General features: G+C 52.0%; 12 protein-coding genes. 6 read left to right on the forward strand and 6 right to left on the reverse strand.

The window, feature by feature from the left end:
- The coding region (locus ABWO75_RS11000) for a tetratricopeptide repeat protein (RefSeq protein WP_353185480.1) at positions 1-911 on the forward strand (911 nt) is incomplete at its 5' end.
- Positions 912-1,217: 306 nt separating this feature from the next.
- Positions 1,218-3,341, forward strand: a complete 2,124-nt coding sequence (locus tag ABWO75_RS11005; protein ID WP_353185482.1) for a carboxy terminal-processing peptidase — start codon at positions 1,218-1,220, stop codon at positions 3,339-3,341.
- 45 nt (positions 3,342-3,386) lie between these two features.
- Here ABWO75_RS11005 and pgi read toward each other — a convergent pair whose 3' ends face one another.
- Positions 3,387-5,033 (reverse strand): glucose-6-phosphate isomerase, encoded by a 1,647-nt coding sequence (gene pgi, locus ABWO75_RS11010; protein WP_353185484.1) that lies wholly within the window; start codon positions 5,031-5,033, stop codon positions 3,387-3,389.
- Between the two features lie 242 nt (positions 5,034-5,275).
- On the opposite strand from pgi, the gene prfB reads away from it, so the two are divergent.
- Positions 5,276-6,365 (forward strand): peptide chain release factor 2 gene (gene prfB / locus ABWO75_RS11015; protein WP_353185486.1). Its coding sequence is split into 2 segments (ribosomal slippage): positions 5,276-5,335 and positions 5,337-6,365, totalling 1,089 coding nucleotides; the frame shifts between segments, so codons are not numbered across the junction.
- Here the strand turns inward: prfB and dcd are convergent.
- Positions 6,362-6,898: a dCTP deaminase gene (gene dcd, locus ABWO75_RS11020; RefSeq protein WP_353185488.1), complete on the reverse strand. Its 537-nt coding sequence runs from the start codon at positions 6,896-6,898 to the stop codon at positions 6,362-6,364. The genes prfB and dcd overlap by 4 nt on opposite strands.
- Positions 6,899-7,123: 225 nt before the next feature.
- On the opposite strand from dcd, the gene ABWO75_RS11025 reads away from it, so the two are divergent.
- Positions 7,124-7,768 carry a 4'-phosphopantetheinyl transferase family protein gene (locus tag ABWO75_RS11025; RefSeq protein ID WP_353185490.1) on the forward strand — a complete coding sequence of 215 codons (645 nt, stop codon included), beginning with the start codon at positions 7,124-7,126 and terminating at the stop codon, positions 7,766-7,768.
- On the opposite strand, the gene ABWO75_RS11030 is transcribed toward ABWO75_RS11025, so the two are convergent.
- The 4 genes from ABWO75_RS11030 to ABWO75_RS11045 are packed head-to-tail and all read right to left on the reverse strand — an operon-like array spanning position 7,769 to position 11,987.
- Entirely contained in the window at positions 7,769-9,151 is a 1,383-nt protein-coding gene (locus ABWO75_RS11030) for a hypothetical protein (protein ID WP_353185492.1), read from the reverse strand.
- Between the two features lie 13 nt (positions 9,152-9,164).
- A complete protein-coding gene (gene bcp, locus ABWO75_RS11035) occupies positions 9,165-9,626 on the reverse strand; it encodes a thioredoxin-dependent thiol peroxidase (RefSeq protein ID WP_353185494.1) in 462 nt (153 codons plus the stop codon).
- Between the two features lie 25 nt (positions 9,627-9,651).
- Positions 9,652-11,373: a M23 family metallopeptidase gene (locus ABWO75_RS11040; protein WP_353185496.1), complete on the reverse strand. Its 1,722-nt coding sequence runs from the start codon at positions 11,371-11,373 to the stop codon at positions 9,652-9,654.
- Between the two features lie 5 nt (positions 11,374-11,378).
- The gene (locus tag ABWO75_RS11045; protein ID WP_353185498.1) at positions 11,379-11,987 is read right to left on the reverse strand and encodes a fumarylacetoacetate hydrolase family protein; all 609 of its coding nucleotides are present in this window, start codon (positions 11,985-11,987) and stop codon (positions 11,379-11,381) included.
- Positions 11,988-12,340: 353 nt separating this feature from the next.
- Between ABWO75_RS11045 and ABWO75_RS11050 the strand changes: the two genes are divergently transcribed.
- Positions 12,341-13,000, forward strand: coding sequence for an HAD family hydrolase (locus ABWO75_RS11050; protein WP_353185500.1), 660 nt, complete (start codon positions 12,341-12,343; stop codon positions 12,998-13,000).
- Positions 13,001-13,146: 146 nt separating this feature from the next.
- Positions 13,147-14,589 carry a Gfo/Idh/MocA family protein gene (locus ABWO75_RS11055; RefSeq protein ID WP_353185502.1) on the forward strand — a complete coding sequence of 481 codons (1,443 nt, stop codon included), beginning with the start codon at positions 13,147-13,149 and terminating at the stop codon, positions 14,587-14,589.
- The last annotated feature ends 209 nt before the right edge of the window (positions 14,590-14,798 follow it).

Raw genomic sequence — 14,798 nt, forward strand, 5'->3', positions numbered from 1 at the left:
TTGAAGCGTATGTCGACCGGATGCATTATTACCACCGGCTGAAAATGACCGGCGACAACGCGGTGCTTGCGAAGTACCTGCCTTTTGCCGAAACCCAGGCGGCCAGCGTGGAAGGCAAATTACTAATGGAGATTGAACGTTTTGAAAAGCTGGGCAGCATTAACCTGGTAGGCGACCTCCAGAACCGGCTGGCAATGGAATACCTGGCCATCGGCGCCGATGCATACGCCATTGAGTTTTTTGAGAAGGCAATGGACACCAAGCAGCGGGCAAACCGGATGGCCGACCGGGATGCCATCGGGCATAACCTGGCGGTTACGTATGAATACCTGGGGCAGCTGACGGAAGCGCACAAGCTCCGCGATGCGCTGTATGAGCGGGCGGTCGAAACCCGGAACGCTGACCAGCAGGGCTATGCCATGATGGAATTAGCGGTTGTTAAAGCCAAACAAGGTACCGCAGCCGAGGCAGAACGTGACATCATCCGCAAAGTGGTGCCGCTTTTCCGGCGCACCCGGAACGATGAGGGCCGCATAGCCGCTTACAATACATTGGCTACTATTTACTTTCTGCAGCAGAAATATCCGGAAGCACAATGGTTTTTGCTGCAGGCCAAAACCATTGCCGATAAAGAGGGCCTCGCAGCACAATTGCCCGAGATCATTTTCAGTCTGGCTGAGGTGAAGAAACAATCGGGAAACCCACGTGTTGCTATTGAGGAGTATAAAGTGGCCAACGGCCTGGCGCAGAAAGACAATATGCTGGGCATGCAACTGGCTATACAGGACGCACTTGGCGACCTCTATCATGAGGCGGGCAATTACGACGAAGCCGCCGTTGCGCTCCGGCGGTACGATGCGTTGAAACATGCATTGTTTCTGGGGGCGTCTGACCTGCCGGTAATCAATTGACCGCCCGGGCCCCGACGGCGGAAAGCATCCCGGCCTGCTGCCTCACCGTTTGACCCCGGTCCGCAGGTAGGTTAGGGTAATTTATGCACGTGGGTAGCGCCAGTGATCGTTTTTTTGATTAAATTTATCGACTTATTTAAATAGAACAAGGCGGGGTGGGGCACCGCGGATCACAATGACGCTTCACTGCCTTAGGGAAATAATTTATTTGAATGAAACCTGCGTGAGCTACCGCTCAAAACAAACACGAATGGGTAGCGCGCACGCAAGCTGAATCACCGATAAAGACAAATTAATTAGATGAAAATGTTGAAGAAAGTTTTTTTTGCGCTGTTTGTAGTAGCTGTTGTGGCTTGTGGTTCCAAACCGCGTGTGAATTTGGATGGAGAAGAAGGCGCATTAAAACCAACGGCACAGCATGCGGTGATTGCTAAAGATGTGGTGGGTCTGTTCGAATCGGTAAGCTATAAGAAGGTGCCTTTGGACGACTCTATTTCTTCGATTGTTTTCACGAATCTGATTGAAGCCATTGACGGGGGTAAGAATTACCTGATGCAATCGGATATTGACGATTTTGAACAATATCGGAATGCATTGGCCAAAGATTTCAGGGATGGCGACCTCAGTGCCGCATACCATATATTCAACGTATATATGGAGCGCTATATTAACCGGCTTGAATATGCATTGACCCAGGTTGATGTGCCCCATGATTTTTCGAAGGATGAAGCATATGTGTACAATCGGGAAAAGGAAAGCTGGTTTACCAGTGAAGCGGAAGCCGATGAGCAATGGCGCAAGCGGGTGAAATATGACCTGCTGAACCTGCGGCTGAGTGGCACGGTAACGGATTCATCAGAAACCTCGAATAAGGAAACGCTGCGTGACCGGTATAAATATTTGATCTCCGTAGCGAAGCAAACCGACACCAACGAGGCATTCCAGGTGATCATGGCCGCGCTGACCGATGCCATTGACCCGCACACCAGTTATTTCAATCCGTATTTTGCGCAACGGTTTAACGAGGAGATGGCCAATACATTTGAAGGCATCGGCGCCCGCCTGACCATGGAAAATGAAGTGGTAAAGGTGGCAGAAGTGATTGTGGGCGGACCGGTTTACCGGGAGAAAGCCTTACAGATTGACGATCGCATTATCGGCGTGGCCCAGGGCGAGGACGGCGAATTTGAAAACATCATCGGCTGGAAGCTGGATAATGCCGTTTCGAAAATCAAAGGGCCGAAAGGCACCGTGGTACGGCTTAAGGTGATCCCGGCGGGGGAAGAGCTGACCGCCGAACCGCGGATTGTTTCGCTGACGCGTGAGAAAATTGTGATCGAAGAAGAATCCGCCAAGCGGGAGATCAAGGAGGTTGTGGGTGACGACGGAAAGACTTACCGCGTAGGCATCATCAGCCTGCCGAAATTTTACATCGATTTTGAGGCTTATCGGGCGAATGACCCCAACTATAAAAGCACGACACGGGATGTCCGGCTGCTGCTCGACACGCTGAAGCAGGAGAAAGTAGACGCCGTGTTGATGGATTTGCGGTTTAATGGAGGCGGATCCCTGCAGGAGTCCATTGAGTTGACCGGATTGTTTATCGACAATGGTCCTGTGGTACAGGTGCGGGATACGCGTAACCGGGTGGAGGTAAACAGCGACAGCGAAGACGGCGTAGCCTGGGACGGTCCGCTGGGTGTGATCATTAACCGGTTCAGTGCTTCGGCCTCGGAAATTTTTGCCGGAGCGATACAGGACTATGGCCGCGGGATTATCCTGGGATCACAATCGTATGGCAAGGGGACGGTACAGTCGGCCATTGATATGAGCCGTGTGATCAGTCCGACCGACCGGCTGCTGCTTAAGGCCAAGGCCGATGAGGGGGCTGACTTTCCGGCAGGTGCGCCGCAATTCGGACAGATTAATATTACACTCGCCAAGTTTTACCGCATTACGGGAAGCAGCACGCAGCATAAAGGGGTAACGCCGGATGTGGTGTTCCCGTCCATTTATACCGCAGATAAATACGGGGAGAGTTCCGAACCATCGGCGCTTCCCTGGGACCAGATCAACCCGACCGATTTTAGTCCGGTCGCGGACCTGAGCCCGTTGATCACGACACTTGAGTCGCGGCACCAGTCGCGCATGAAAGCTTCCCCTTCGTACAAGTTCTTACTGGAAGATATTGACCTGATGCACAAACGTGAGTCAGAAACAAGTGTAACGCTCCAGGAAGACAAACTGAAGAAAGAGCGGGAAGAGAGCCGCGCGAAAAGCAAAGAGCGTGAGGCAACCATCCACGCCATACGGTCGGGGGCTCCATTGGAGCCGACTGCCGCCGCCAGCGGCAACACGGATGAGGTAGACTTCATACTGGATGAAAGCCTGGCTGTGATGGCCGATTATGTTGGCTTGGGCAAACAATAGCCGGTAGCGGTTAAGAACGCGGTTACTTCCGCGCCGCCAAATCGGTTACCGCCAGTCTTTGTACCGGTTAATGAGGCCGTTGGTGGATGCGTCATGTGATGTCACACTGCCGGAGGTCTGCAGTTCGGGCAGGATTTTTCCTGCCAGCTGTTTCCCTAATTCCACACCCCACTGATCGAAACTGAAAATATTCCAGATCACGCCCTGTACAAAAATTTTGTGTTCATAAAATGCGATCAGGGAGCCTAAGGTATAGGGTGTTATTTTCCTGATGAGAAATGAATTGCTCGGCCGGTTTCCCTCAAAGGTTTTATAATGCTTGAGCGCTTTAATAGCCGTATCCGACTGACCGGCCGCATGTAATTCATCGACTACTTCGTTCTCCGTTTTCCCATTCATCAGTGCCTCTGTCTGTGCGAAGAAATTGGATAGCAGCAGCATGTGATGTTCGCCGATTGGATTGTGGCTTTGGGCCGGGGCAATGAAATCACAGGGGATCAGCTTGGTGCCCTGGTGGATCAGCTGATAAAACGCATGCTGGCCATTGGTGCCCGGCTCACCCCAGATAACAGGCCCCGTTTGATAGGTGACCCGGCGGCCATTGCGGTCGACCGTCTTCCCGTTACTCTCCATATCACCCTGTTGGAAGTAGGCCGCAAACCGGTGCATATACTGGTCATAGGGTAAAATAGCCTGTGTTTCTGCCCCAAAGAAATTATTATACCAGATTCCCAGCAGCCCCATGATTACGGGGATGTTTTCTTCGAACGCCGTATGCCGGAAATGCGTATCGGCTGCATGTGCGCCAGCCAGTAGCTGTTGGAAGTTATCAAAACCGATGCCCAGTACAATGGACAGCCCGATGGCACTCCAAAGGGAATACCGACCGCCTACCCAATCCCAGAATTCAAACATGTTCTGGGTGTCAATGCCAAATGCAGCCACCGCGTCACTGTTGGTCGAAATTGCGACGAAGTGCTGTGCCACAGCTGATTTAGGGGCACCACTGTGTAACAGCCATTGCTTGGCTGTTTCGGCATTGGCCATGGTTTCCTGGGTAGTGAATGTTTTAGAGGCAATCAGAAAAAGCGTAGTTTCCGCATTGACTTTTTTTAGCGTTTCGGCAATGTGCGTGCCGTCCACATTAGAAACGAAATGGAGGTTGAGCCGGTTTTTATAGGCTTTCAGGGCTTCGGTTACCATCACCGGACCCAGATCGGAACCGCCGATGCCGATATTCACCACGTCGGTAATGACTTTTCCGGTGTGTCCCTTCCAGCTGCCACCGATGACCGCCTCGGAGAATGCCTGCATCCGGGATAATACCGCATGGACATCAGCCACGACATCCTGCCCGTTAACGTTGAGTGATGCGCTGCGCGGATTACGCAGTGCCGTGTGAAGCACCGCCCGGTTTTCGGTTTCATTGATGGCCTGGCCGGTAAACATCGCCTCGATTGCTTCAGGCAGTCCGGTTTCCCGTGCAAGTTGCAGCAACAATGCCCGCGTTTGCTCGTCTATCCGGTTCTTGGAGTAGTCGAACAGGATATCACCGAACGTGATCGAAAATTGCTCAAATCGCCGGGGATTGCCCCTGAACAGGTCCCTGAGGTGCCTGCGACTAATATCGGCATGATGATTGCCGAGGAGCTGGTATGCCTGCGTGGCCGTGAAGTCAATGCGTGGTAACATAGGAAAACAGTTTGATGCGAATTTAAGGTTTCTATCCGGGCAACCCAAATAAACACACGAAACCTGTGTAAATTGCTTTAAACGAAAGGCTATGAATAATTTATACAGGCTTCAGCACCGTTAAACGGTAAATTATACTGATGAAACCTGCATGAATTGCTATTCACAACTAATGGATTATTCATACAGGCTTCATCGCCGTTAAAAACAATTATTCTGATGAAAAACGTAACTTTGCACCCATGACGAAGGAACAGATACAGGACTTGAGGGATCGGATAACTTCCCTGAGGAGGCATCTTTGACATTGATGCCCGTAAACAAGAAATAGAAAAAGAACAGGCCATCACCTTACAACCCAATTTCTGGGACGACTCCAAATCCGCGGAAAGGGTACTTCATTCCATCAAAAGCAAAAAAGTATGGACCGAGCATTTCGATGAAGTAGCCGCTGCCGTGGAAGACACTGTGGTGATGCATGAATTTTACCAGGCCGGTGATGCCTCGGAAGGCGACCTCCGGGAACAGTTTGACCTGGCGGTCCGTCAGGTGGATGCGCTGGAATTCAAGAATATGCTGAGTGCTGAGGAAGACCAGCTGGATGCGATTTTACAGATCACGGCTGGCGCAGGTGGTACGGAAAGCTGCGATTGGGCGGGCATGCTGATGCGGATGTACATCATGTGGGGCGAGGGCAATGGTTATAAAGTAACCGAGCAGGATTACCAGGAAGGGGATGTAGCGGGGATCAAAACCGTGACGTTGCAGTTTTCGGGTAATTTTGCGTACGGTTACCTGAAAGGTGAAAACGGGGTGCACCGTCTGGTCCGGATTTCACCCTTTGATTCCAATGCCAAGCGGCACACCTCGTTTGCTTCGGTGTATGTATATCCATTGGTTGACGACAACATCGAAATTGAAGTGAAAGATGCCGATGTCGAGTGGGATACGTTCCGTTCGGGTGGTGCCGGCGGGCAGAATGTCAACAAAGTAGAGACCGCGGTGCGATTACACCACAAACCCACTGGCATCATTATTAAGAACCAAGAGTCGCGCTCCCAGCTTCAGAATAAAGAAAACGCCATGCGGCTGCTCAAGTCTCAGCTCTACGAGATCGAAATGCGCAAGCGCCAGGAAGCAACTGCGGCCATTGAAGGTAGCAAGAAGAAGATTGAATGGGGTTCGCAGATCCGGAACTATGTGCTCCACCCGTATAAGCTGGTAAAGGACCTGCGCACCAATGTGGAAACTTCGAATACCCAGGCAGTACTGGACGGTGAGATTGATGAATTCCTGAAAGCGTATCTGATGGAGTTTGGCGGGAAGGCTTAAAAGCTGTTCTTCCACATCATGCTCTCGACAGGCCGTGTCGTTTTATTGTTGTATTTGGCGTTGCCCTTACTATTATAAAACGTTTCGATATCGCCTTCTACGACGAAATAGATCAGCTGTCCGATCGGCATGCCAGCGTATACGCGCACCGGCTGGGCCACGGAGATTTCCAGCGTCCAGGTGTTGCAGAAGCCTACATCGCCTTTCCCTGCTGTTGCATGGATATCGATACCGAGGCGCCCTGTACTGGATTTTCCTTCGAGGAAAGGGACGTGGCGGTGTGTTTCGGTGTATTCGAGCGTTACACCCAGGTAAAGGGTATTCGGTTCCAATACATAGCCGGATTTCGGTATCTCGAAATGTATAATTTCATTATGCGACTTGGCGTCAAGCACACGGTCTTTGTAGGTTGCAAGGTATTTGCCCAGGTGCACGTCATAGGAGTTCGTGCCCAGGCACTCCCGCCGGAACGGTTCGATGATAATAGTGCCGCGATCAATTTCTTCTAAGATGCGTTTGTCAGATAGGATCATGCTTGAAATTTACATTTAGGGCGTTAACCGACTCATACGGGGATTACTCCGTGGCCAAAAATACGTTAATGTGTTGTATTTTATGTGATCTTTCTTTATTTATTGCCGACATCATCGGCGGCGATAGGGTTGTGCCGGCTATGGCGACAGCCGGCTGATCGCAGCGGTATACCCGCCACGCGATTATATTGCATATAAAGGCGAATTTAGCTAAGTTTGGAATTCATGGCACTAGCATATTTGCGCGAATTAGAGAACGGGGTCCGCTTTGCGATCTGGCGGATCGAAGAAACGGCTGAAGACCTGATTGGCCGACTGCAGCTCGATGAGCAGGAGCGGGAGACCCTGAATAGGCTGAACAAGGGCAAGCGTACGCTGCACTGGCTGGCAACGCGTGTGCTGTTGCGCGAAATGCTGAATACCCCCGGTTACATCAGCTGCCCTTCGGATGCGAATGGGAAGCCTTACCTGGCCAATTTCCCTCAGCGGATTTCGCTTACACATTCCTTTGACTACGCTGCGGTAATGATGAGTGACAACGGGGAGGTGGGGATCGACCTGGAACTGGTAAAGACGAAAATCCTCCGGATTGCCGACAAGTTCATGAAACCAGCGGAATTGGAGGGCATAGCCGGCCAACAGCGGATTGAGCAGCTTTATGCCTGCTGGTGCGCCAAGGAGGCGGTATACAAGCTGCAGGGCAACAAGGGCGTATCGTTTAAAGATAACATGACCATCCAGCCGTTTGAATTCCAGGACCAGGGGGTGCTATTTCTCGACCTGGATGCGCCCAATCGGCAGGCACGGTTTAAAGTATATTATGAAAAATTCCAGGAATACATGCTTGGCTATGTCATGGAGGGGAGTTGATCAGGGCATAGCCTGCATAGCCCCGATAAGTTGCGTAAGGCTGTTCGCCGACGGGCCCTGATCCGCCACCATGCGGAGCATGCCCGAAATCAGCAGCTCACCGGTGCGTCCTGCGGCGGTATCGGTTAATCTTCCGAAAACTTCGAGCTCGTTCAAGGCCGCCGTGTATACGGCGGGTATGGCCACCGCCTGCTGATCGGTCAGCTGCCGGAAATTCATCCGCAGGTAAAACACATCGGACGCGTGGCCCGGCGGTGGCGAATCCAAAGGGGTACTGCCGGTATACAGATGAAGGGCAGTATCGCCCAGCGGACGGATGTTTACCTCATAAAGCGGGAAAACGGAGCGGTTGAGCTGTGGGGCCCCCGGAGTAATGATTCCCTGCCGGATCAAGTAGCCATGCAGTCCGACATGGTCGGTATTCACGGCCGCCACCAGTTCCGGTATGGTATTTTCGACTACTGTCACCTGCTCTTCCAGTTCAAAATCATCGTTATAACCGTATGTAATAGTTGTATCTCGTTGTGTGGTGCTGCCCCGCCATTCCAGTGCCAGTCCACCCCGGTAATAACCCAATAAACTGTCGCCGTGAAGGGTATGTGTTTCAATGCGATACGTTTGGCCCTCCAGCACCTGGTCGAGTCCCGTATTTAACCAAAGACTGAGGGCATTGCCGGCTGAAAAATCCGGCCGGACTAACGAACGGTCCGCCGGCGGAGTAACGGACAGCTTCCCCGAAAGCCGGATGAGCCCCTTTTCAAAATCCAGTCCCAGCCGGCCCCATTTGCCGAGCCACGCAACATGTGTACGCTGTTGGCGTAACGGGTAAAAATCACTTTGACTAACGGGTATCATATTTTCCCCGGATAACAGCTGATGCAGCCGGGCCGATAATTGCACCGTATCGGCCTTATTTCCTTTGGCTGAAAAGGCAAATGCGGCACGTCCTGCATGATACCCCAAGGTGAAGCGCCCCATACGGAAAAAGGTAATCCCGTTTTGCCGGATGCCGGGCTTGTCCGTCCCCGGCTGGAGCGCCCGGAACAGCGCCACGGAGTCATTGACCTGGACAACGCCGAAATAATGGTCGGCTGGGAATTCCGGCAGGGTATAGACAAAGAGGTTAGCCGGTGTTTCGATGCCCATGCGCCCCGGAGTGAGCGAAAGCGCTGTGTCTGCCCGGCCGGAAAGGGACGGTGTTTTCCATCCGTTGTCGCGGATGAGCTGCCATACCAGCCGGTCTACACTAATTTGGATTACCGAGCCGGCTTCCTTCGGTATCGGAGTGCGATAGGAGGTCCACTGGCGGTAGGTGAGGTACCCCCAGCCGACGGCAACCGCCAGGATGATGATTCCAATGCCGATTAGGAGCGCGCGTTTCATTGTGCCGGACCGTTTAGCCAAGGAGGTCCCTCACCTGCTGTGAGGCGTCGGCGTTTTTTACTTTCTTAATGATGTGCGTAATGATGCCCTGTTCGTCGATCAGGAATGTCGTGCGGGCTGTCCCCATGTATTTGATGCCAAACATATTTTTCTCTACCCAGACGCCGTAATCGCGCACGATTTTTTGTTCCTCATCAGCTATCAGGTTAAAGGGGAGGTTGTATTTGCGGATAAACTTTTGGTGCGATTGCTCGCTGTCGGTGCTGATGCCGATTACTTCAAATCCCTCCGCCTGCAACGACTCGTAATTGTCGCGGAAATTGCAGGCCTCGGTTGTGCACCCGGGGGTATTGTCTTTCGGGTAAAAATAAAGGATGACCCGCCTGCCCTTGAAATCGCTGAGGGACAGGGTATCGCCATGCTGGTTTTTTGCCGTGAATCCGGGGGCTTTGTCGCCTATTTTTAATGCTGCCATAACATATTCTGATTTATTGCGGGTACTACCGCAGGAAATTTACTTCGTATACCTGTTTATTATCCTTCCAGTCGACTACTTCCAAACGGAAATGGTGTTTGCCTTTGGAAAGACCGGGCTCAAACACATGCCACAGTACCCGGGCCTTCGGATCGTATTCCATCAGTACCCATTGGTCGTCAAGGTATCCATTGAACTGCTGGATGCCCGACAGGTCATCGCCGATCAGGAGATTCATACGTGAAAGTGCCGCCATGTTTTTCCCTTCGCTGATGTTCTGCGGGCGGATCGTCGGCGCAACGGTATCTACCCCGACGTAGAAACTTCCGAAACTGTATGCGGTGGTACGTACCCAGCCGTCTTCATAACGTCCACCCTGTGAATTGCCGCGGCTATCTACAATAAGCGCCTTGCCGTAGAGGTGCACAGGCAATGTTTCGTCGGGTTTGATGGCGAGCTGGTAACCGCGGTGGACCGGTATCATCCGGTTATGCACATGCTGCATCAGGGAGTAGCCTTTGGCTGGTTTCGTGCCCTGTGCATAGCTGAAATGCAGCTGGTCGTACAGGCTGTTTTCCGGGACCGTGATCTGGAGGTGGTCGGACGCGTAGCGGTTTTCCTTATCATAGTTGAATATGACCGTCCCCGGTGTGCGTTTCCGTTCGGGCTGATAAGCGGCATTATGCTGTACGCTGAAGCCCACGGTGCTGGTATTCCCCCGGACATCGCGTACACGGTACATCAATTGGTGCACGTCGTTATCCGTTAGGGCCAGGACACCGTCGTTGACGAGCTGCTTATAAATCTCAAGTGGGTTGTTGGGGTCGACAAAGCTCTTTTGTATGCGGGTCCTTTTCAGTATGTAGTAAGGATAATCGATATGGGAGTTGAGCGCGCGGGAATCGGTGAAGCCAAAGCGCTCGAATACGGCGTGATAGATGGGTTTGCCGTCGAGTAACAGTTCAATGGAATATACCCCGTTGGAAAACGGGGAGCCGTTATGCTTATCGGACGTGACGATACCGATTCCCGTCCGTCCGTTGATGGGAATCACCGAATTTTGCGTCAGCGCATACTGTCCGCTGTTGCCCGCGCTTACCTGTAGGTGCCGGCGCGGCGTATGTTCGCTGAAGGCTTCATCGCCCAGGTCATAAACCGTAATGCCCTGAATCGCCGGGGGGATATTGTCCGGAAATTCAAGCCCGAATAACTGGGGGTTGATGGGCTCTTCCGATTCCGTATCCCGTATTTCGAGATGCAGGTGTGGCCCCTGGGAACTGCCTGAATTACCGGTTTGGCCGATGACATCGCCTTTTTTTACCGGAATGATATCCGGTTCAAGCCGGACGTCCACGTCAAAGCGCTGTTCGCGGTATTGCTGCTCGCGGACTGCCGCCGCAATGCGCTCATTGAACACATGCATGTGCATGTATACGCTTGTATAGCCATTCGGGTGGGTAATGTATAGCGCATTTCCGCCGCCGCCAAGCTGTACCCGCGCGCGCGAGATGTATCCGTCGCCAATGGCATGGAGGGGGTGTCCGATCCGCTGCTGCGTACGATAGTCTGATCCGCCATGGAAGTGGTTGCTCCGCAGCTCAGCAAATGTACCCGATGCCTGCGGGGGAAGGTCCAGCGGCTGCCGGAAATAATCCCGGGGATACGCCCGGCTCTGACTGACAGGTCCCTGGGCATGAGCCAGGCCCACCGCAACAATTAATAACGCAAAAAGTTGGATAAACCGCATAACTGTTATTTCACGTGAAGATGAAGCATCCGTTGCTCACCGATAAAGCCTTCCAGGTAGTCGCCCACCGCAACGGATCCCACGCCGGCCGGCGTGCCGGTAAAAATCAGGTCGCCCTTTCGCAGTGTAATATATTGCGAGACAAAAACCAGGATATCCTCAAACGAGAAAATAAGGTCCTTCGTATTACCTCGCTGTACTACTTCTCCATTTTTAGTCAGGCTGAAATCAATGGCATACGGATCATCGAATGTATCCTTAGGCAACAGCGTGCTCACGGGCGCCGACCCGTCAAATGCTTTGGCCAGTTCCCAAGGCAGCGATTGTTCCTTATGCTGCTGCTGGATGTCGCGGGCGGTGAAATCGATTCCTAAACCAATGGCATCGTAATATGTATGTGCAAATTTACGGCTGATGTGTTTGCCCTCTTTGCAGATGCCCAGCACGATTTCGATCTCGTGGTGGATGTTTTGCGAGAAATCAGGGTAATAAAAATCGCGGTTTTTTAACAACGCTGTATCGGGCTTTAAAAAAATCACCGGCTTTTCAGGAACCGGATTGTGGAGTTCATGGGCGTGTTCGGTATAATTTCTGCCGATGGCAATGATCTTCATGGGCAACGCGATAGTTCCTGACAAACTTAGATAAACTTGCCTTTATGTACAAGTTTATGTAAACGTTGGCAGGCGGACCCGCCGTCCGCCGCTATGGAAGAACAGCGTTTTGGGGCAATCCAGCTACACGCTACGTTTATACGCGCCTGTCCATAGCGCGTTGACCTGTGCGGAAAGCGTGGGCATGCGGATTTCCATGGCCGTATAAAACGGGCCATGTAGATGAAAAAGATGAGAAATAATATTAAAATAATACGATTAATGGTAATATTGCCTCGTCCGTAGCGCGGTGCACGGAACAGGAGGCAGGACACTGTATAGCCACCATTGTTAATAGTTAAGGAGATATCGAATTGAAAGCAGTCTTATTTGATCTGGACGGTACCATCATTGATTCCGAATGGTTTTATTACAAGGGCTGGAAGGCGGTACTGGAGGAATACAGCATCGTGCTGGATAGCCACACCTGGCTTACCTCCTTTGCCGGGAAAACCGAGCGCCAGGCTTTTGTCGTATTGCAGGAGCAGTTTGGATTTAACGAGGACGCCGAAACATTTTTTGAACGGAAGAAGACCCGGATTGCCCAGCAATATACGGAAGAGGACGTTTCGTTGATGCCGGGTGTGACAGAGCTGATCACTTACCTGCATGAGCGGGGCATTACAATGGCCGTAGTTACGTCCAGCCTCCGACCCGTTACGGAATTTAACCTGACGAAGCATGGACTGATCAATTACTTTGAAACGCTGGTTACCCGTTCCGATGTCACCTATCCGAAACCATCGCCCGAACCTTACGAACTTTGCGTGAAACGCCTTGGCATCGACAAATCGGATTGCCTGGTGCTGGAAGATTCGGTAACCGGGGCGACGGCGGCTGCGGCGGCGGGGTTGACCTGTTTCGGCGTGCAGAGCCACGAAGAGATCCGAAGCGACCTGTCAGTCGACCGGCTGTTTGTCGATTTGCATGAAGTGCTTGAGTTTTTTAAAACTGGCCAGCCATTCGTTAAATAGCGTTGTCAATCCATTCAATTAATTTACTATATTAGCGAAGGTTATAAACTATTCCTATTCATTAGGTTATTGTGCTAAAACAATTTATGTAAATTGGAAACCCTGTGACGCCATCGCGGTGGTGCGGGGCCATCAAAAGAGTTGACATGGATAAAAACAGGAATCAATCCGGAAAATCCCGGAGAGACTTTATTAAAACGGGGACTGCCGCTGCCGCCGGATTTATGATCGTGCCCCGTTATGTACTGGGTGGAGTGGGGTATGTACCGCCCAGCGATAAACTGGTTATTGCCGGTATCGGTGTTGGCGGGAAGGGGGAGTCCGACCTGAGAAACTTCCATGACAGCGGAAAGGCAACGATTGCTTACCTGTGCGATGTGGACGACCGCCGTGCGGCCGGCTCCGTAAAGCGGTTCCCCAATGCGAAATACTATAAGGATTTCCGGGAGATGCTGGACAGGGAGCATAAGCATATTGATGCAGTGTCTGTTTCAACGCCCGACCATAACCACGCGATCCATGCACTTCCGGCCATGCAGCTGGGCAAACATGTGTATGTTCAGAAGCCACTTACTCATGATATTTTTGAGGCACGGGCACTGACCGCGGCCGCCAAGAAATACAAGGTGGTTACCCAGATGGGTAATCAGGGTGCTTCGGGCGACGGCGTTCGCATTATGCGGGAGTGGTTTGACGCCGGCTTGCTGGGGGATGTCCATACGATTTATACCTGGACTGACAGGCCCGTGTGGCCCCAGGGAATTCCGTGGCCGGCCAAACGGGCTGAGGTACCGGCCGAACTCGATTGGGATCGTTGGCTGGGCACGGCTCCCTATAAAGATTACGTGGATAAATTAGTGCCTTTTAATTGGCGTGGCTGGTGGGACTATGGTACCGGAGCCCTTGGTGATATGGGCTGCCACATCATGGAGGCACCATTTAGCATTTTGGGCCTGCAGTACGTGAAGGATGTACAGGCAAGTGTAGGGACGGTTTATGTAGATGAATTCAAACGCGGCTATTTCCCTGAGAGCTGTCCGCCCTCGAGCTATGCGGTGCTCACCTTTCCCAAAACAGCGAAAACCAAGGGCGATGTGACCATTCATTGGATGGATGGCGGCATACAGCCCCAACGGCCGGAAGAGCTGGGCGCAAATGAAGTGTTTGGCGACGGTGGCAATGGTATCCTCTTTATCGGCACGAAAGGCAAGATGATGGCGGGGTGCTATGCCGAGAACCCCCGGCTGTTGCCTACCTCATTAACGGAGCAGCACCGGCTGCCGGTGAAATACGAACGGGTGCCGGGGAGTGCAGAGGGCCACTATGCACAGTGGGTGGAAGCCTGCATTGCCGGATATGGAAATAAGCCCGTAAGTGCACCGTTTGAAATCAGCGGTCCGCTCACGGAAGCATTGCTAATGGCGAATCTGGCTATCCGGGGATCTGACGTGCGTATCGACAACCGTTATCCCGGCAGGAACCTGAAACTCCTTTGGGACAATAATAATATGAAAGTAACCAACTTTGACGAAGTAAACCGGTTTGTGAAGCGGGAGTACCGGAAAGGCTGGGAGTTGCCGGCAGTATAAAGCGCTGCGACGTAACTGAACATTCAATTAGGCTTTAATCTAAAAAGGCCGTTTCCCTATCATTTGGAAACGGCCTTTTCCTTTACTCTATACTTTTTATACGGCGATGGAAGTATCCACAACAAAATCATCGTCCCTCAGGTGGACGATTTCAGTGGCTTTTTCGTAATTGGTTGATTTCTTGGAAAAGAAATCGTGCTGGGTTGTTT

Source organism: Parapedobacter lycopersici, assembly GCF_040395035.1.
Classification (GTDB): domain Bacteria; phylum Bacteroidota; class Bacteroidia; order Sphingobacteriales; family Sphingobacteriaceae; genus Parapedobacter; species Parapedobacter lycopersici_A.

Coding starts and splice junctions, on each gene's coding strand:
- ABWO75_RS11055 (WP_353185502.1), top strand. CDS start 13,147: ATGGATAAAAACAGGAATCAATCCGGAAAATCCCGGAGAGACTTTATT.
- ABWO75_RS11025 (WP_353185490.1), top strand. CDS start 7,124: ATGGCACTAGCATATTTGCGCGAATTAGAGAACGGGGTCCGCTTTGCG.
- ABWO75_RS11005 (WP_353185482.1), top strand. CDS start 1,218: ATGTTGAAGAAAGTTTTTTTTGCGCTGTTTGTAGTAGCTGTTGTGGCT.
- dcd (WP_353185488.1), bottom strand. CDS start 6,898: ATGATCCTATCTGACAAACGCATCTTAGAAGAAATTGATCGCGGCACT.
- ABWO75_RS11040 (WP_353185496.1), bottom strand. CDS start 11,373: ATGCGGTTTATCCAACTTTTTGCGTTATTAATTGTTGCGGTGGGCCTG.
- bcp (WP_353185494.1), bottom strand. CDS start 9,626: ATGGCAGCATTAAAAATAGGCGACAAAGCCCCCGGATTCACGGCAAAA.
- ABWO75_RS11030 (WP_353185492.1), bottom strand. CDS start 9,151: ATGAAACGCGCGCTCCTAATCGGCATTGGAATCATCATCCTGGCGGTT.
- pgi (WP_353185484.1), bottom strand. CDS start 5,033: ATGTTACCACGCATTGACTTCACGGCCACGCAGGCATACCAGCTCCTC.
- ABWO75_RS11045 (WP_353185498.1), bottom strand. CDS start 11,987: ATGAAGATCATTGCCATCGGCAGAAATTATACCGAACACGCCCATGAA.